The following is a 16,603-nucleotide window of genomic DNA, read 5'->3' on the forward strand; positions in this document are numbered from 1 at the left end:
CGAGACGGCGTGAACACGAAAACACAGGATCGGCAGTCGGCGGGGCCTCTTCGGGTCGTCATCCTCGGCGGCGGCACGGCCGGATGGATGGCGGCGGCGGGCCTCGCCAGCCAGCTTCCCCCACGCGACTATGCGATCACGCTGATTGAATTGGATGAGATCGGCACGGTCGGCGTGGGCGAGGCGACGCTGCCGCAGATCAAGCAATTCAACGATATGCTCGGCCTGAACGAAGCCGAAGTGCTGCGCGCCACGCAGGCGACCTTCAAGCTGGGCATCGAGTTCCGCGACTGGGACCTGCCCGGCTCCAGCTACATCCACCCCTTCGGCACGTTCGGGGAGCCGTGGGGCGGGATCGGCTTCCAGCATCATTGGCTGAGGGCGAAAGCGCTGGGCCGCGATCCGGGGCCGCTGGACGCTTACTCCTTCGCAGTCATGGCGGCGCGCGCGAACCGCTGCGCGATGCCCGATGCCGACCCGCGCGCGATCGGATCGACTTTCAGCTACGCCTATCATTTCGACGCGGCGCTCTATGCCGGATACTTGCGCGACCGGGCGATCGGACAAGGCGTGACCCGCATCGAAGGCCGCATGTGCGCCGCCGAACGCGATGGCGAGAGCGGACACCTCACCGCCCTCACGCTCGCCTCCGGCCAGCGCATTACGGGCGATTTCTTCCTCGATTGCTCCGGCTTCCGATCGCTGCTGCTGGCGGGCGAGTTCGGCGGGGAGTGGGAGGACTGGTCGCACTGGCTGCCTTGCGACCGCGCCTTCGCCGTGCCCAGCGCGCATGGCGAGGCGTTCTTGCCCTATACCCGCGCCACCGCGCGGCTGGCGGGCTGGACATGGCGCATTCCGCTGCAGCACCGCGTCGGCAACGGCTATGTCTTCTCCAGTCGCCATATCGAAGAGGACGCGGCCCGCGCGGCCCTGCTCGCTTCGCTGGAAGCAAAGCCGCTGGCCGAACCCCGGCTGCTGCGCTTCGCCCCCGGCCGGCGGCGCCAGGCATGGACCGGCAACTGCGTGGCGATCGGACTGGCCGGCGGGTTTCTGGAGCCGCTGGAATTGACCAGCATCTTCCTGATCCAGACCGCCGTCACCGACCTTGCGCGGCTGATGCCCCGGGCTCCCGGCCGCGCCGATCCGGCGCTCGTCGACGAATTCAACCGCTTTTCGGACCTTCAATACGCCCGGATCCGCGACTTCCTGATCCTGCACTACGCCGCGAACCGCCGCTTCGGGGAGCCGCTGTGGGATCACGCGCGGACGATGGAACTGCCCGAAACGCTGGTGCACAAGCTGGCGCTGTTCCGGAAGCGAGCCACTCTGCCCGATTATCGCCACGGCCTGTTCTCCCGCGAAAGCTGGCTTTCGGTGCTGGTTGGCCAGGGTATCGAGCCGAACGGCTTCGATCCCTTGGCTGAAACGGTTCCGCTCGATGCGCTCGTGGCCCGGCTCGACGACTTGCGCGAACGGATCGCTGCCGGCGTCGCCGCAATGCCCGACCACGCCCGTTTCGTCCGCGACTATTGCTGCGCCGAACCGCAGCGCGAAGGGCTGCCGGCATGACGCGGCTGGTTCTCGTGGGTCACGATGCCCCCCTGTGGCTGGCCGCCGCCGTGCTCCACCGCGCGTTGCCGCCGGGATCGATGGGCCTCACCGTCATCGCCCTTCCCGAAGAGGACGGCCCGGCGAAAGTGTACGCCACGCAGCCACCTCTGGAATCTCTTCACACCCGGATCGGGCTGGACGAAGGCGCTCTGCTCGCCGCGACCGGAGGGACGTTCTCGGCCGGACAGAATGTGACCGGGCCGGGATCACGCCCGTTCTTCCACGCCTGGGCGGCCTATGGCGCGCCGATCGAGGGGCAGACCTTCTTCCCGCAATGGTTGCGCGCGCGGGCGGACGGGATGAGCGCCGATCTCCAGCAATTCTGCCCCGGCGCGATCGCCGCGATCAACGGGCGCATGATGCTGCCCGGCGCCGAGAGCGCCCGGTTCGGCCGCTGCGACTATGGCTATCACGTGCAGGCGAACGCTTATGCCGACCTGCTGCGCGGCCACGTCGAGCGCTCCGGATGCGCCGTCCATTCGGTCGAGCAGGCCCACCCTGTTCTGACCACCGATGGCGAGGCCATCGCCGCGATCCGGCTCGACGACGGGGGGATCATCGAAGGCGATCTGTTCATCGACCTTACGCAAGATGCGCGGCTGCTGCACGATCTTCCCGGTGCGCGGCGGATCGCGGCGGAGGACGGCTCCGCAACCCGCAGCCTCACCGCACTGGCCCCGCCCTTCACGCGCATCCCGGCCTTCGCCGAACTGCGCGCCGGCCCCGGCGGCTGGCTTCGTTTGAAGCCGACCCGATCCGCCACGGGCGTCGAATATCACTTCGACGCAGCCGAAGATGACAGTGCCGCGCTGGAAGCGGCCGGTCGCCTTGCCGGTTGCGCCCGGCTGGACGGCGTCTCGTTCCAGACGCGGGAGATGGGCCGTTTCGACCGGCCCTGGGTCTCTAACTGCATCGCCATGGGCGGCGCAGCCGAGCAGTTCGACTGCTTTCACGATGTCGAACTCCATGCCGTGCAACTCGGCCTCGTCCACTTCCTCGCGCTGCTGCCGACGGGGCCGGACCGCACCGCCGCACGCGAAGAGTACAACCGCGTGCTCGCCTCCTCCTTCGCAAGGATCCGCGATTTCCAGCACGCGTTCCGCGCGCTGGCGCCATGGCCGGGCGCATTCTGGGACAAGGCCCGCGTGGCGCCCATATCCGACGAACTCGCCCACCGCATCGCCCTGTTCCGCGCGCGCGGCGAAGTGCCTCCGCACGAAGACGAAAGCTTTTCGGAAGACAGCTGGCGCGTGATGCTCACCGGACTTGGCATCATGCCGGAAACCTGGCCGCCCGCCGCCGACCGGCTCGATCCCGCGCAGCTGCGCGACGGCCTGCGCACCATGCTCCAGTTCATCCGCGACGCCGTTCTGGCGCAACCCGACCATGCCCGCTGCCTGCCGGCCCTCATCCCCGGCACCTGATCCCCTTTCAACAATGGAAAATGGAACCCCGATGATCCTGCGCACCGCGTTACTCCTCAGCGCGCTCGCCGTGCCCCTCTCCCCCGCTCTCGCCGCGGAAGCACAGCAGCGCGCCTGCGCGCAGTCGCCGGGCAAGGTTCTGGAAGTCTGCGTGGAAGTGCGCGATGGCCGCGCCACCTACGAAGTCTCTCGCCGGGGCCGGCAGGTGCTGGCGCCTGCCACGCTCGGCCTCGGCTTCGCGGGCGAGGCACCGGTACGCTATACCGGCCTTTCCGATGTCCGCACCGGCACCACCGACGCCACTTGGGAACAGCCCTGGGGCGAGCAGCGCCAGATCCGCGACAACCACGCCGAACTCGGCCTTACGCTCAACGGCGACACCGCGCTCAACCGGCGCGTGGGCGTGACATTCCGGATTTTCGACGAAGGCATCGGCCTGCGGTACGATTACAAGGACATTCCCGCCGGCCAGAAGGTCGCGGTGGTCAGCGACGGCACGCAGTTCCGTCCGCTCGGCCAATATACCGCCTGGTGGTATCCGGCGCTGGGGCAAGAGCGGGACGAGTACCTCTACACCTCCAGCGACGCCCGCCGCATCACCACCGCCGAAACCCCGCTGACGCTGGAGCGGGATGACGGGCTCTACGTCTCTTTCCATGAGGCGGCTCTGGTCGACTGGCCCAGCATGCTGCTGGCGGGCGACGGCGCGGGAACGCTTTCCGCCCGGCTGATGCCCTGGCCGGACGGCACGCTGGCGTGGAAGACGGGGCCGTTCTCGACCCCCTGGCGCACGGTGCTGATCACGGATTCGATCGGCACGCTGGCCGACAGCCGCATCGAACTCAATCTGAATGAGCCCAACACGCTGGGTGACGTGTCCTGGTTCAAGCCCGGCAAGTACATCGGCGTCTGGTGGGAAATGCACCTGAAGCGCACGACCTGGGCCAGCGGGGCCCAGCACGGCGCCACCACCGCCAATGTCGAACGCTACATGGATTTCGCCGCGAAGTACGGGTTCGACGGCGTGCTGGTCGAAGGCTGGAACAAGGGCTGGGACGGCGACTGGACGGTGGAGGGCGACAAGTTCAGCTTCACCCAGGCCTATCCCGATTTCGACATGGACGCGATCGCCGCCTATGGCCGCAAGCGCGGCGTGCGGCTGATCGGCCACCACGAAACCGGCGGCGCGGTGGAGAACTACGCGCGCCAGATGGATGCCGCCTTCGACCTCTACAAGGCGCATGACGTGGGCGTGGTGAAGACGGGCTATGTCCGCCACAGCGGCAATATCGTCGATGCCGATGGCGGGCTGCAGTGGTTCGCCGGCCAGTACATGGTCCGCCACGACCTTGCCGTGGTGGAAGCGGCCGCCAAGCGTCACATCGCCATCGACACGCACGAACCGGTGAAGGACACCGGCCTGCGCCGCACTTATCCCAACTGGATCAGCCGCGAAGGCGCGCGCGGGCAGGAATACAACGCCTGGGGCGATCCCACCAACCCGCCCGAGCACATGACCATCCTGCCCTTCACCCGCCTACTAGGCGGCCCGATGGATTTCACCCCGGGCATCTTCGACATCACGCGCGGCGGAATCGAACTGACGCGCCGCGTGCAGTCCACGCTGGCGGTGCAGTTGGCGGAATATGTCGTGGTCTACAGCCCCGTGCAGATGGCCGCCGACTTGCCCGAAAACTATGAGAAGAACCCCGCCGCCTTCCAGTTCATCCGCGATGTGCCCACCGACTGGGAAGTGACGCGCACCTTGCAGGGCAAGATCGGCGACTATGTGGTGGTCGCCCGCCAGCAGCGCGGCGGCAAGGACTGGTATCTGGGCGCGATCACCGACGAGAACGCGCGCAAGCTGCCGCAAAAGCTGGACTTCCTCGCCCCCGGCCACCGTTACGAGGCACAGATTTACGCGGACGGCCCGGGCGCCGACTACCGCACGAAGCCCGACGCGCTGACCATTACCCGCAAAGTGGTAACGGCGAAGGACTCGCTGGATCTGGACCTTGCACCGGGCGGCGGCGCGGCGATCCGGTTCCGCGCGCTGGACTGATCGCGCGAACGGAAAGGCACCTGCGTCGACGGACTGCCCACCGGCAGCCCGGCGACGCAGGCCGCGAATTACTCGGAACTGGTGGACAGCAACGGAAGCAGTTCGTCCAGCCGCTCCAGCGTCGATGCCATGCCGGCTTCCATGCCCATGTCGATGGTCTTCTGAAGGTCCTCGGCCGAGGAGAAGAGCACCACGGTCGTTACCAGTGTCCGGTCCGATGCGTCCGTGAAGGTCACCTTCCAGTTCGATCTTGGCATTTCGGGATTTACCGTGCCCGTCTCATCGCAGAATCCGTCCAGCGCGGTGTAGCCGTCGATCGGATCGATCTTCAGGTAGTCCAGCCGGCTCCAGAAAGCCTCGCCATCGGGCATGACCATCGCATAGTGCCAATAGCCGCCGTCGCGAAAATCCATGTGCCGGGTCCTGGTCGTCAGCGGCTTGGGCGCGAACCAACGGTCCAGCAATTCGCTTCTGGTATGGCAATCCCACACGAGCTGGCGGCCGGCGGCGAACTCCCGCGATATCGTCAGCGTGTGGTTCGCCCGGTCGGCGACGAATTCGAACTTCAGGTCAGGCTTCATCGTCTCTTCCCTCCATCGTCGTTAAAAGATCGTCGAGATTGGCGTAGCGGTTCTGCCAAAGCTGATGCTGCTCACCGAACCAGATTTCGGCCGCGATCAGGCTCTCCCGGTCCAGCGCGCATGTCCGCACGCGGCCTACTTTCTTCGAAGTGACCAGCTGCGATCGTTCCAGCACGCCGATGTGCTTCATGAACGATGGCAACGCCATCGCGAACGGTTCGGCCAGTTCGCTGATCGTTGCCGGGCCGGACGCAAGCCGGCTGACAACGGCCCTGCGGGTGGGATCCGCAAGGGCGTGGAACACCGAATCCAGCTCGAACGCTTGCTTAGCCATCAAGCTAAGTTTATCGACGAAGAATAGTTATCGCAATGGCTAAGTTTTACCCGCTCAGGTTACCCGACGATCAGACGATCAGCCCCGTCTGCGGCTTGCCCGGTATGCCGGAAAACAGGGTGCGCGCGGTTAGATCGGGTGCAAGGCCCAGCGCTTCTGCCGCCGCGCCGGCGATGACGCCGTCCAGGCCGATAGTCGGCCTGAGATCGCGCCCTTCATAGAGCTGCGATGGGCCCAAGCCGGGCCAGTCGGCCAGCACGCGTCCGCCTTTTACGCCCCCGCCCAGCAGCATCGCGACGGATCCCGTGCCATGATCGGTGCCGCCGGTGCCGTTGGCCGCCGCCGTACGGCCGAACTCGGTGGCGATGAGCACGGTGGTGTTCGCCCAGTCGGCCCCCAACCCGTCCCGCAGGGTCGCGATCAGGGTATCCAGCGCGCGCAACTGCGTCGCAAGCCGCCCTTGCTGCCCGGTGTGGGTATCCCAGCCGCCGGTTTCCAGCATGGCGATGCGCGGACCGTTCGGCTTGGTCAGGAATTTCGCGGCAAGCCGCCCCAGCCCCGCCGCATCCTGCCTGACCGCCAGCGCATCGGCCGCCGCATTGGCATCCAGCGCGGCGGACCACAGCGGATGAAGCTCCGCATCGGATGCGTAGAGCTGCCCCACCCGGCGCATCAGATCGTCCGAGGGCTGGGAGAGCGACGAGGGTGCGTAGGATTCCACCGGCACCCGCCCACGCAGCGCGGGCGGAACGGTGGCGGCGATCGCGATGGCACGCTCGCTCACGCGCGGCATCAGGCCCACCAATCGGTTGAGCCACCCGTCGCGCACGGCATAGGGGTGCATGCCACCGGTTTCGAGCACGTTCTGACCATCGAAATGCGACCGGTCGCGATAGGGGGAGGCCACCGCATGGATGAAAAGCGCCTGCCCCTGCCCGTACATCTGCCCCATCTGCGCCAGCGCGGGATGAAGCGCGAAGTGCCCGTCCAGCTTCGTCGCGCCGGCCGGGTCTATCGCCAGTTCCCGGCGCAGCGTCGCATAGGCGGGATCGGCATAGGGCACCACGATGTTCAGCCCGTCCGCCGCGCCGCGCTGGATGATGAAGACAAACCGTCGCTCGCCCGGGACGGTGGCAAGTACCATCTGCGGCGCGACCATCAAGGCCCCTGCCCCGGCGGAAAGCGCCAGAAAACGGCGGCGCGCGAGGTGAGGCAGGTGCATCGCTATCTCCTCAGGAAATCGGGCGAGACAAGCAGCAGCGCCAGCGCCACTTGCGGGCTTTCGGCACGACCGATCTGCTCCGCCGTTTCGCTGGACAGGGCGGCGGGCAGCAGCCGGGGAGCCAGCGCGCGGGCATCGATCGTCCCCGCCTGCCCCGCGAAGCGCTGGGCGATCTCGACACGGCGCATCAGCGCGTCCGATGCGGCCCAGCTAGCCGCGACATCGTCCCACCCGGCCGGCGAGCCCGGCTTCCAGACCGGCTGCCCCAGCTTCTGCTGGACATCCTCGACCTTGATCCGGTCCACATCGGTCCGTCCCAGCCCGCGCAAGGCGGAAACCGTCCATTCCCACGGCGTCTTGAACTTCAGGGGCTGCGGCGCCCAGGCCTCCTGACTGTCGATCAGGGTGATGTAGAGCGCCTTGAGGTCCCCGTCAGACTGCGTGAAAGCCGCTGCCAGCCGATCGACCAAGGCCGGCGGCGGCGTGTCTCCGGCGAAGTGCCGGGCCAGCTTGGTCGCGATGTGCCGTGCCGTCTGCGGCGCGCGGGCGAAGTCCGACAGGGCGGCGCGGGCCTGATCGACGCCGAGCTGGGCATAAGTCTTGCCCAGAATGGTCCGCACGCCCGGTTCATGCGTCTGCCGCCGGAACAGGAAGCCGATGCTGTTCCCAGGGGCCTGCGCGCCCTGCTGGTCCGGCCCGTCCACTGTCCAGCCGGTAAGCGCCCGCGCGAACTCGGTCACGTCCGTCTGGCTGTAGCCGGAACGGACGCCCAAGGTGTGCAACTCCATGATCTCACGCGCCAGGTTTTCGTTCAGGCCACGCTTTTTGCCGCCGCCCTGCGCGGCGCGTTGCGCCGCCGGGCTGTCGGGGCCGATCGATTGCGACTGGCTGAGATAGAGCAGCATCGCCGGATGCTGCTCCACCGCGAACAGCATATCCTCGAACCGGCCGAGCACATGCGGGCGAATGGCATTGCGCTCGAATGCGCCGGTGAGAGCGGTAACCTTGAGATCGTCCGCCGAAACGCAGAAATGATTGGACCAGAAATGCACGAGCCGCTCGACAAAGGGCGCCTCGGTGGTCAGCGCGCTGACCATCCGCGCCTGCGCGGCCTGCCGATAGAGGGCGCGCACGTCCTGCGCGAAATCCTTGCGCGCCGCCTGCTGATCGGGCGTGCGGCCGACCGCGGCGACAAATGCCGGGCCCGGCATTCCGGCCGGTGATGGAGAAGCCGGCGATGGAGCGACCGGCGCCTGCATCCCGCTCGCTTGCCGCATGGCACGCTGCTCTGCTTCATAGGCCTTGAGCAAGGCCCCGGCGTCCGCCAACTGTGCAAAGCCCGCCGGGACAGGATCGTACCGGTCGAACTGTCGCTTCAGGAAATGCCGGGGATCGCCCGAAAGCGTGTCGTCAGGCCGCGCCCCAAGACCGAAACGGTTGAGCGCGATGGCGACGGCGCTGGGATCGTCAACAGGCATGGCGGGATTATATAGGCCGTCACACCTTTCCAAAAGCTGTCTGGATTTTCCTTTGCTCTGCCCTGTCGATACCGTCGCAGACGTCGCGCAGGACGAAGCTCGCCTGCATGCGCCGCACGCCGGGCAACCTTTCCGCCAGATCGCGCCGCAGAACCTCGAAGCTTTCGGGGCCACGCGTCCGCACCCGCAGGCGATAGGACATGTCATGGGTCATGAGCAGGCATTCGCGTACTTCGGGGCACCGTCGCACGGCCCGTTCGAAACGGGCGCGACCACCGAAGGGCTGTGGGTGCAGCGAAACCTCCACGATTGCGTCGATCGTGCCGTCGGGCCCCGTCATGTTCCGGCGCCCACGATGGGTTCGGTGGCCGCCACGCGCCGCGCATCGGACGACATGACCTTGACGATCGTAAGCGTGCGATCGTGACCGCCGCGGTCCGGCCAGGAGATGGATTGCCCCTCCCGCAGACCGATCAATCCGGCGCCGACGGGGGTGAGGATCGATATCCGATTGGCGGCGATATCCGCCTCGCCCGGGTAGACCAGTTGCACGGTCCGGCAGGCCCCGCTCGCCGCGTCCAGAAACTCGACAAGGCAATTCATCGATACGACGCGCGCCGGCAGCGCATCCGCGCCGTGCAGCGTCGCACGGCCCAATTCCTGGAGGAGAAGCTCGGCAACGGCGGGCATGCGATGCTCTGCCGCAAGTGCAAGATCGGTAAGCGTTTCCGCCTCATGGTCGATGAGGTGGATCGGCGGCCGCTTGGCCGCTTTCCTGGTATTCATGATGCTGGCTGTCCCGCAAGAGAGTGGCCGCTGCACGCGGCAGCGGACGTTTCCTGTACACCCCCGGGCCTGGCGCAAGCGCGCCGAACCCGGGGCTAAATGCCTGCGAGAAGCTGCCCTCCGTGACGGGCAAACCGGATGAGACGAAGACGTCCGTACATCCGGCCAGCATGCCCGCAAGAAGCCGGCCCGTCAAACCGGGCGCGCGCGGACCTTTCGGCGAGTAGGTGAAGACAACCATCGGGCGGACTGCTACGGGGTCAGCCATGTCGCCCATTTTTTCCTTGAGAAAGCCGGAAATCGCGATCGATTTCGGCACCGCGAATGTTCGCGTGGTCCACCGCTCAGAGGGCATCTTGTTCGATGAGCCTTCGCTGTGCTGCTTCACCGGCCCGTGGGGCGCCGAACAGCTTCTTGCAGCTGGCAAGGATGCGCAGGCGATGGTGGATCGTACGCCCAGCCACATGCGGATCAAGCGCCCGCTGCGCCGCGGCGTGCTTCAGGATATCGATGCGGCCACGCACATGCTGCGCTATGCGCTGCGCAGTGCGGTGGGACGCACGCGGCTGGGCCGCACGCGCGTCCTGATCGGGGTGCCTTCGGATGCCACGCAGGCCGAACGGGCCGCACTGCTTACGGCGGCGGGCGACGCCGGGCTGGCCTCCGTCCGGCTTGTTCCGGAACCGCTGGCCGCCGCGATCGGCGCAGAGCTTCCCATCGAACGGCCTGCCGGCACAATGATCGTCGAATGCGGCGCCGGCACCAGCGAAGTGGCGGTAATATCCCTTGGCGGCATTTGCGGCACGCGCTCGGTCCGTGTCGGCGGCGCGTCGCTGGCGCGCGCCATCGCCGACGATCTGCACCTGCGGCACAAATTGCTCATCGGCGACCTGACCGCCGAACGCGTCATGGAAGAGTATAGCGACCGTGCGCAGAGCGGGGACTGCGCCGTGCCGATCGAAGTCAGAGGGCGCAGCCTGCGCACCCAGATGCCGGCCACCCTTTCGCTTTCGCGCGAGGAACTGGATCTCGTCGCCGAAAAGCACTTCCGCGTGATTATCGAGGCGGTGCGCCAACAGCTCAGCGAAACGCCGCCGGAACTCAGCCACGATATTCTGGTGGACGGTATCGTCCTGACTGGCGGCGGCGCGCTTTCGCCCTTGCTGGGCTCGCTCATGGCGAAGGAAACCGGCCTTTCGGTGCGCACTGCAACCGATACGCGCGAATGCGTGGCGCGGGGCCTGCAAACCATGCTGCTGCACTGAAAATGAGACGGATAGGCGGCGGCCTGCCCTCCCATCCGTCTACCTTACATCGGCGAAGTGGCCCGGGCCGGAGCCCCGGCCTTAGGCGCCTTCGTTGCGGCTGATCCATTCTTTCGCCGCATCGCCCATCGTCTTGTCCTTCCCGTCCTTCAGGTAAGCCATGAAGGTCCGGTCGAATTTGAAGGCCGGGCCGCATTCGCGCAGGAAAAACCGCCGCACATTCTGGGTGTTTCGATAGTTCCGATCCACGGCCGTGGTCGGCGTGATCTCACCGCCGTGCCAGTCGAATTCAGACACCGTTGCCCCGCCTTTCCGCTTCGAAAATCGATGTAGACCCGCATCAAGGCGGCGCAAACGGATGGCTATCAGAGCCGAAACGAGATGAAGTCCAGAATCTCGGCGGCAATGTCGGTTTCGCAGCACTTCTCGATGCCCTCGAAACCGGGCGAGCTGTTGGCCTCGCAGATCTTGAAGCCCTCGCCATCGAACAGAAGGTCGATGCCGGCGATGTCTAGGCCCAGCAGGCGCGCGCTTTCAAGCGCCAGCCATTCGGCATCGCGATTGGGCTTGAAGGGCTTCACCTCTCCGCCCAGCGAGAAATTGGCCTTGAAGTTGTCGTTGACCGAGGTGCGCTCCATGGCCGCCACCACGCGCCCACCGATCACCAGGATGCGTACGTCGCGCCCGCGGCTGTCCGAAATGAACTCCTGGAAGATCAGGTTCGCGTTCGACTGGGTGGCGCGGATCAGTTCCATCAGGTCTTCGAAGTGCAGGCGCGTCTCGCACAGGAACACTCCGCTGCCCTGGGTGCCGCTCAGGGTCTTGACCACGATGGGAAATCCCAGCGCCCTTTCCACCAGCCCGACGTCGATCGGGAACTTGGCCAGCATGGTCTTGGGAATCGGCAGCTTGGCCCGCGAAAGCAACTGGTGTGTGAAGAGCTTGTCGCGCACCGTCTCGGTCGAGAGCGAGGTGTTGAAAGTCGGCACCCGCAGCCGTTCGAACTGGCGGATGACGGAAAGCGCGAAGTAGGTGGTGCCCGCCCCCATCCGCGGCAGCAGCACATCGGGCAAAGGAACCACGCTGCCATCGACCAGCAGGCTGCGTTCGTTCTGCGCCGTGACCAGCAGTTCGAACTGCTCAGGCTTGAACACCCCGATTTCGTGGCCCTTCTGGGCGCCGGCTTCGATCAGGCGTTTGATTTCATAGGCTTCCGGCTTCAGTGCCGCAGCCGAGTCCTTGTAGAGAATCCAGGATTTCATGATGTCGATCCAAAGGGTGGATCGAGGCCCACTAGAGCGCCTTGAAGTCAATTTCGCGACGTTGACGCCTCCTCGCCGACCGGTGCTCACGCTTCCGCATCGCGATGGCGCGTCAGACGTGGTCTTCGAAAAGGACGGCGCCGAAACTTCATGCATCACGGGCGCATTTGCGCAGGCTACCGACGAACTCGGAGGCTGGGTAATCCGGCAGCCTGCGGCATCACAAATTCCCGACATGTAAAGGAGTTGATGCAATGATGCGATTGACTCGCATTAGCCAGCATCTTAGGAGCCTGCGGACATTTCAAGGGGGCTCCATTGATCCGTTTTTCCGTTCTGCTGTCGAGCGCGGCCGTTGTCGCGCTCGCCGTTCCCGCCCATGCCCAGCAGACCGCGCCCGTCGGCGGTGAGACCTCTGCACCCGGCGACATCATCGTCACCGGTGAAAAGTCCACGCGCACACTGCAGCAAACGCCCACCAGCATCGCGGTCACCACCTCCGAAAAGATCCAGCGGGAAACGCTGATCTCCATCCAGGACGTGTACAACCGTACCGCGAACCTTTCCGAGATGTACGGATCCTCAGGCTTCACCATTCGCGGCGTTGCCAATACCGGCGTCGGCGCGGGTGGGCAGGCGGACGCGGCCAGCGTCTATGTCGATGGCGCGCCGATCCCCAAATGGGCGCTCTATGGCGGCCCGACCGACATGTGGGACGTTCAGCAGGTGGAAGTGCTGCGCGGCCCGCAGTCGACCATCCAGGGGCTGAACGCGCTGGCCGGCGGCGTGGTGATCACCACCAAGGATCCCACGCTGGACCGCTGGACCGGCGATGCCCGCGTGCTCTGGAGCGAACATGACGACCGCACGTTCTCGGCCGCCATCGGCGGGCCGATCATTGCCGACGAACTGGGCATCCGCCTTTCCGCCGAACGTCGCAACGATCGCGGCCTGATCCGCAACGTCACGCGCGGCGGCTATGACGATGCGCTGAAGTCGCTCAACCTGCGTGGCAAGGTCCTGTGGACGCCCAGCGCCCTGCCCGGCCTGGAAGCGATCGCCAGCTACAACCGCGTCCGCCGCGACGGCGGCTATCTCTACGAATATTCGCGCACCGACGTGCCGGATTACTACGATCACCGGATCTCCACCGGCGACCAGCCCAGCAGCGGCAAGATCGACAGCGACATTGCCGTCTTCAAGCTGAGCTATCCGCTGTCCGACCAGCTCAAGCTGTCCAGCGTGACCTCGTGGAACAGCTCCAAGGTCCATTCGCAGGTCGATACAGACGGCACGGCGGAAGATATCCAGGCGATCGACAACCGCTACCTCTACAAGACGCTGACGCAGGAACTGCGCCTCAATTTCGATAGCGAAAAGCTGAGCGGGTTGCTGGGCGCCTGGTACTATCGCCGTACCGGCCAGATCGAGCAGAACAGCCGCGTCAACATCGCAACGCCCACCTCGACGATCGCCGCGCTGCTGCAAGCCAATGGCGCCACCACCGCGCAGGCGCAGTTCATTTCCAATGCCTATGCCGCGCAGCTGCCGGTCATTCCTGTGCTCTACAACGCCAATCAGCCCGAAAAGGTGGAGACGATGGCGCTGTTCGGCGATGGCCGCCTGAAGGTGACCGACCGCCTGACGCTGATCGGCGGCTTCCGCTTCGATCATGAGCGCAACCGCTACGCGGCAGAGACCGTGGCGGCCTTCAACGGCACATTGCCTAACGTGAACTTCCTGGGCACCGCCTATGCGCCGATCATCGGCCTGATCAACCAGGGTGTGCTCGGCCTGGTGGACGATGCGTCTTCTCCGCTGGCGTCCAACAGCCGCACGTTCAATGCCTTCCTGCCCAAGCTGGGCGTGAGCATGGACTGGACGCCGGACATCACCACCGCCTTCACCGTGCAGCGCGCCTACCGCTCGGGCGGGTCCAGCCAGAATCCGGCGCGCGCCGAACTGGTGGCCTACGATCCCGAATACAGCTGGAACTACGAAGGCTCGCTGCGGTCCAAGTGGCTGGACGGCAAGCTGGTGATCAACGCCAACGTCTTCTACATGAAGTGGAAGGACCAGCAGGTCACCGCCTACTTCGGGCTGAACGCCTATGACTACAACACCGTCAATGCCGCCGGTTCGCACCTTTACGGGTTCGAGCTGGAAGCCAATGCGAATGTCGCGCACGGGATCGACCTCTATGCCTCGGTCGGCCACGTCCGCACGAAGTTCGACGATTTCGACCTGCCCACCGGCGCCACCAGCACGGTGGACCTTCAGGGCACCCAGTTCCCCTATGCCCCGCGATGGACGCTGGCCGGCGGCGTGAACGCCAACTTCGCCGGCGGCTTCACGGCCAACCTCAACGCCAACTACCGCACTTCGGTGTTCACCGGCGTTGGGCAGGATCAGAACCAGTACAAGGTCTCCGCCCGCACCGTGGTCAACGGGAAGCTGGGTTACGAGACCGAGAACTGGCAGGTGTTCCTGTTCGTGCGCAACCTCTTCAACGAGAAGTACAAGCAGTACGAATACGCCGCGATCCATCAGGCGATCCTGGGTGAGCCGCAGACCTTCGGCATCGGTGCCGGGGTGCACTGGTGATCTGGCTGCCCATCCTGGTGCTGCTGGCGGGGGGCGCGCTGGGGGCGGCCCTCCTCCGCGCATCCTGGCTGCGGCGCGACAAGGCCGCGCCGGGCCTGTTGGCGGGCGGATGGGCCGTGTTGATTGGCCTGACGGCCGCCGCCGCCTGGCTGATCGGGCCGGTGAAAGGCCTTGCGATCGCGCTGGTTGCGCAAGGCATCGGCGCGCTTTGCGTGGTCTGGCAGGGCCGCATCCGCCGCAAGGCCGCCCGCGCCCGCGAAGCCGAGACCGCGCCGGAGCCGCTTGAGGAACCCGGCCGCCTCTGGCGCGGGGTGCTGCGTACGCTGTTGGCGGGGCCGCTGGGCATGACGGCGGCGATGGCGGTCGCCTTCTGCGTGACCGTCTATATGCCGGGTGACCCGCGCACGCGGATCGTGACCGGCGGTTTACTGATGCCGGTGCTGTGGGGACTTGCCATGACATGGACGCTGGCCGACCGCCGCCTGCTGCGCGCGACTGCCGTGCTGGTGGGCACCAGCCTTGTCGGCTTCGGCCTTGCCGTGCTGGGCGGCATCGTTCTGGGAGGCACGGCATGAGCAATACCCGCAAGAAGCAGTGGCGCTGGCCGATCTCGCCCGAGACGGTCCGCTCCGTGCTCAGCAGCCATTCGGTGTTGGGGCTGGCCTTTGCGGCCGTGATCTACCTCGTCTGCCTGACCGGCACGATCGCCGTCTTTGCGCCCGATCTTCAGCGGCTGGAAGTTCCCGGCACGCCGGTGGCGCGGCAAGTGTCGAACGAAGCCGCCGCCCGCGCCCTGAATGCGGCCGCAAGGCAGGTTCCGGCCGACGCCTCGCTCTACCTGACGATGCCCAGCCCCGCCAAGGAAGGCGCCACGTTGGTCGCCTACAAACCGGATTTCGAACGGAACTGGGCCGTCGCGGAAGACGGCGCGCTTTCGCCCATGGATGCGGTCTGGACCGAGTTCCTGATCTACCTGCACATCTGCCTGCATCTGCCGCGCAGCTGGGGCGGCTTCATCGTCGGGCTGACCGGCGTGGCGCTGCTGTCTTCGCTGGTTTCGGGCATTCTTGCCCATCCGCGTGTGGTGCGCGATGCCTTCCACTTGCGCCTTGGCGGATCGCGCCGGTTGCAAGAAGCAGACCTGCACAACCGGCTGGGCGTCTGGGCGCTGCCCTTCCACTTCACGCTGGCGCTTACCGGTGCCTTGCTGGGCCTCAGCACGCTGATCGTCGCGGTGCTGGCCCTGCTTCTCTATCGGGGGGAGATGGACAAGGTCTACGCGCTGTTCCTCGATCCGCCGCCGCCGGTCGATGCGCGGGCGGTGCCGATGCCGGACCTTGCGGCGCTGATCGGGCAGGCAAGTGCCCGCATGCCGGGCACGTCGCTGGACAGCATCATGGTCGAACGACCGGGCCGCGCGGATATGCGCATTACCGTCCACGGCCGTCAGGCGCGACTGCTGGTCCCGCAGGACGAAGTGCAGTTCGATGCACAGGGCAAGACGATCCGCGAAGAGCATCCGCAGGACATGGTGGTGGGAACCCGCGTGCTGGGCGGTATCGGCCAGATTCACTTCGGCTGGTTCGGCGGCCTGCCGGTGCGGATCGCCTACGGCCTGCTTGGCCTGGCGCTATGCGTCGTCACGTCGAGCGGGGTGACGATCTGGCTCGCCCGCCGCCGCGACCGTGGCAGGCCGGCGCCGCAGTGGGAACGGATCTGGGCGGCCGTCTGCTGGGGTCAACCACTGGTTCTGGCGCTTACCTCGATCCTTGCCTTCTTCATGCCGAACGCACCGCTCGTTGCCGCCTGGTTGACGCTGACCGTAGTTTCGATCGCAAGCGCGGCACTGGCCGGCAGGGTTACCGGCGCGCGTCTGGGACGCATGGGCCGGCTGGCGCTGCTGGCTGTGCTTGCGGTTACGGTCCTGCTCTATGCCGGGCGTGCGCTCATCGGTTGATGGCCGCACGGCAAGTG

Annotated in this window: 15 protein-coding genes; 7 read left to right on the forward strand and 8 right to left on the reverse strand. The window is 66.3% G+C overall.

Annotated elements, in window-relative coordinates; translation table 11 throughout:
- Positions 1–9: 9 nt before the first annotated feature.
- Genes WBP07_RS24535 through WBP07_RS24545 form a run of 3 tightly spaced genes read left to right on the forward strand, consistent with a single transcriptional unit; the run spans position 10 to position 5,097 of the window.
- Positions 10–1,569, forward strand: a complete 1,560-nt coding sequence (locus WBP07_RS24535; protein ID WP_395397698.1) for a tryptophan halogenase family protein — start codon at positions 10–12, stop codon at positions 1,567–1,569.
- Positions 1,566–3,035 (forward strand): tryptophan 7-halogenase, encoded by a 1,470-nt coding sequence (locus WBP07_RS24540; protein ID WP_395397699.1) that lies wholly within the window; start codon positions 1,566–1,568, stop codon positions 3,033–3,035. The genes WBP07_RS24535 and WBP07_RS24540 overlap by 4 nt, the downstream gene beginning before the upstream one ends.
- Before the next feature lie 31 nt (positions 3,036–3,066).
- Entirely contained in the window at positions 3,067–5,097 is a 2,031-nt protein-coding gene (locus WBP07_RS24545) for a glycoside hydrolase family 97 protein (RefSeq protein WP_395397700.1), read from the forward strand.
- 68 nt (positions 5,098–5,165) lie between these two features.
- Here WBP07_RS24545 and WBP07_RS24550 read toward each other — a convergent pair whose 3' ends face one another.
- From WBP07_RS24550 to rnk, 6 genes are all read right to left on the reverse strand, one after another.
- Entirely contained in the window at positions 5,166–5,678 is a 513-nt protein-coding gene (locus WBP07_RS24550) for an SRPBCC domain-containing protein (protein ID WP_395397701.1), read from the reverse strand.
- Positions 5,668–6,012: an ArsR/SmtB family transcription factor gene (locus WBP07_RS24555; protein WP_395397702.1), complete on the reverse strand. Its 345-nt coding sequence runs from the start codon at positions 6,010–6,012 to the stop codon at positions 5,668–5,670. Before WBP07_RS24555 ends, WBP07_RS24550 begins: the two co-directional genes overlap by 11 nt.
- A gap of 70 nt (positions 6,013–6,082) precedes the next feature.
- Positions 6,083–7,234, reverse strand: coding sequence for a DUF1501 domain-containing protein (locus tag WBP07_RS24560; RefSeq protein WP_395397703.1), 1,152 nt, complete (start codon positions 7,232–7,234; stop codon positions 6,083–6,085).
- Between the two features lie 2 nt (positions 7,235–7,236).
- Positions 7,237–8,712, reverse strand: coding sequence for a DUF1800 family protein (locus WBP07_RS24565; protein WP_395397704.1), 1,476 nt, complete (start codon positions 8,710–8,712; stop codon positions 7,237–7,239).
- Positions 8,713–8,731: 19 nt separating this feature from the next.
- Positions 8,732–9,052, reverse strand: a complete 321-nt coding sequence (locus WBP07_RS24570) for an Lrp/AsnC ligand binding domain-containing protein (protein WP_395397705.1) — start codon at positions 9,050–9,052, stop codon at positions 8,732–8,734.
- Positions 9,049–9,498 (reverse strand): nucleoside diphosphate kinase regulator, encoded by a 450-nt coding sequence (gene rnk / locus WBP07_RS24575; RefSeq protein WP_395397706.1) that lies wholly within the window; start codon positions 9,496–9,498, stop codon positions 9,049–9,051. The genes WBP07_RS24570 and rnk overlap by 4 nt, the downstream gene beginning before the upstream one ends.
- Before the next feature lie 266 nt (positions 9,499–9,764).
- Between rnk and WBP07_RS24580 the strand changes: the two genes are divergently transcribed.
- The gene (locus WBP07_RS24580; RefSeq protein WP_395397707.1) at positions 9,765–10,763 is read left to right on the forward strand and encodes a rod shape-determining protein; all 999 of its coding nucleotides are present in this window, start codon (positions 9,765–9,767) and stop codon (positions 10,761–10,763) included.
- 81 nt (positions 10,764–10,844) lie between these two features.
- Here WBP07_RS24580 and WBP07_RS24585 read toward each other — a convergent pair whose 3' ends face one another.
- On the reverse strand, positions 10,845–11,060 hold the full coding sequence (locus WBP07_RS24585; RefSeq protein WP_395397708.1) for a DUF6434 domain-containing protein: 216 nt from the start codon (positions 11,058–11,060) through the stop codon (positions 10,845–10,847).
- A gap of 68 nt (positions 11,061–11,128) precedes the next feature.
- Positions 11,129–12,025 (reverse strand): RimK family alpha-L-glutamate ligase, encoded by an 897-nt coding sequence (locus tag WBP07_RS24590; protein ID WP_395397709.1) that lies wholly within the window; start codon positions 12,023–12,025, stop codon positions 11,129–11,131.
- A 318-nt stretch (positions 12,026–12,343) separates the two neighbouring features.
- On the opposite strand from WBP07_RS24590, the gene WBP07_RS24595 reads away from it, so the two are divergent.
- The 3 genes from WBP07_RS24595 to WBP07_RS24605 are packed head-to-tail and all read left to right on the forward strand — an operon-like array spanning position 12,344 to position 16,586.
- Positions 12,344–14,629, forward strand: coding sequence for a TonB-dependent receptor (locus WBP07_RS24595; protein ID WP_395397710.1), 2,286 nt, complete (start codon positions 12,344–12,346; stop codon positions 14,627–14,629).
- Entirely contained in the window at positions 14,623–15,204 is a 582-nt protein-coding gene (locus tag WBP07_RS24600; RefSeq protein ID WP_395398239.1) for a hypothetical protein, read from the forward strand. The genes WBP07_RS24595 and WBP07_RS24600 overlap by 7 nt, the downstream gene beginning before the upstream one ends.
- Positions 15,201–16,586, forward strand: coding sequence for a PepSY domain-containing protein (locus WBP07_RS24605; RefSeq protein ID WP_395397711.1), 1,386 nt, complete (start codon positions 15,201–15,203; stop codon positions 16,584–16,586). The genes WBP07_RS24600 and WBP07_RS24605 overlap by 4 nt, the downstream gene beginning before the upstream one ends.
- Positions 16,587–16,603 lie beyond the last annotated feature (17 nt).

This window comes from Novosphingobium oxfordense (assembly GCF_044029435.1).
Taxonomy (GTDB): Bacteria; Pseudomonadota; Alphaproteobacteria; order Sphingomonadales; family Sphingomonadaceae; genus Novosphingobium.

What these genes read in the sequence shown, in the direction of transcription:
- WBP07_RS24540 (WP_395397699.1), top strand. Translation starts at nt 1,566, where the DNA reads ATGACGCGGCTGGTTCTCGTGGGTCACGATGCCCCCCTGTGGCTGGCC.
- WBP07_RS24545 (WP_395397700.1), top strand. Translation starts at nt 3,067, where the DNA reads ATGATCCTGCGCACCGCGTTACTCCTCAGCGCGCTCGCCGTGCCCCTC.
- WBP07_RS24550 (WP_395397701.1), bottom strand. Translation starts at nt 5,678, where the DNA reads ATGAAGCCTGACCTGAAGTTCGAATTCGTCGCCGACCGGGCGAACCAC.
- WBP07_RS24555 (WP_395397702.1), bottom strand. Translation starts at nt 6,012, where the DNA reads ATGGCTAAGCAAGCGTTCGAGCTGGATTCGGTGTTCCACGCCCTTGCG.
- WBP07_RS24560 (WP_395397703.1), bottom strand. Translation starts at nt 7,234, where the DNA reads ATGCACCTGCCTCACCTCGCGCGCCGCCGTTTTCTGGCGCTTTCCGCC.
- WBP07_RS24565 (WP_395397704.1), bottom strand. Translation starts at nt 8,712, where the DNA reads ATGCCTGTTGACGATCCCAGCGCCGTCGCCATCGCGCTCAACCGTTTC.
- WBP07_RS24570 (WP_395397705.1), bottom strand. Translation starts at nt 9,052, where the DNA reads ATGACGGGGCCCGACGGCACGATCGACGCAATCGTGGAGGTTTCGCTG.
- rnk (WP_395397706.1), bottom strand. Translation starts at nt 9,498, where the DNA reads ATGAATACCAGGAAAGCGGCCAAGCGGCCGCCGATCCACCTCATCGAC.
- WBP07_RS24580 (WP_395397707.1), top strand. Translation starts at nt 9,765, where the DNA reads ATGTCGCCCATTTTTTCCTTGAGAAAGCCGGAAATCGCGATCGATTTC.
- WBP07_RS24590 (WP_395397709.1), bottom strand. Translation starts at nt 12,025, where the DNA reads ATGAAATCCTGGATTCTCTACAAGGACTCGGCTGCGGCACTGAAGCCG.
- WBP07_RS24605 (WP_395397711.1), top strand. Translation starts at nt 15,201, where the DNA reads ATGAGCAATACCCGCAAGAAGCAGTGGCGCTGGCCGATCTCGCCCGAG.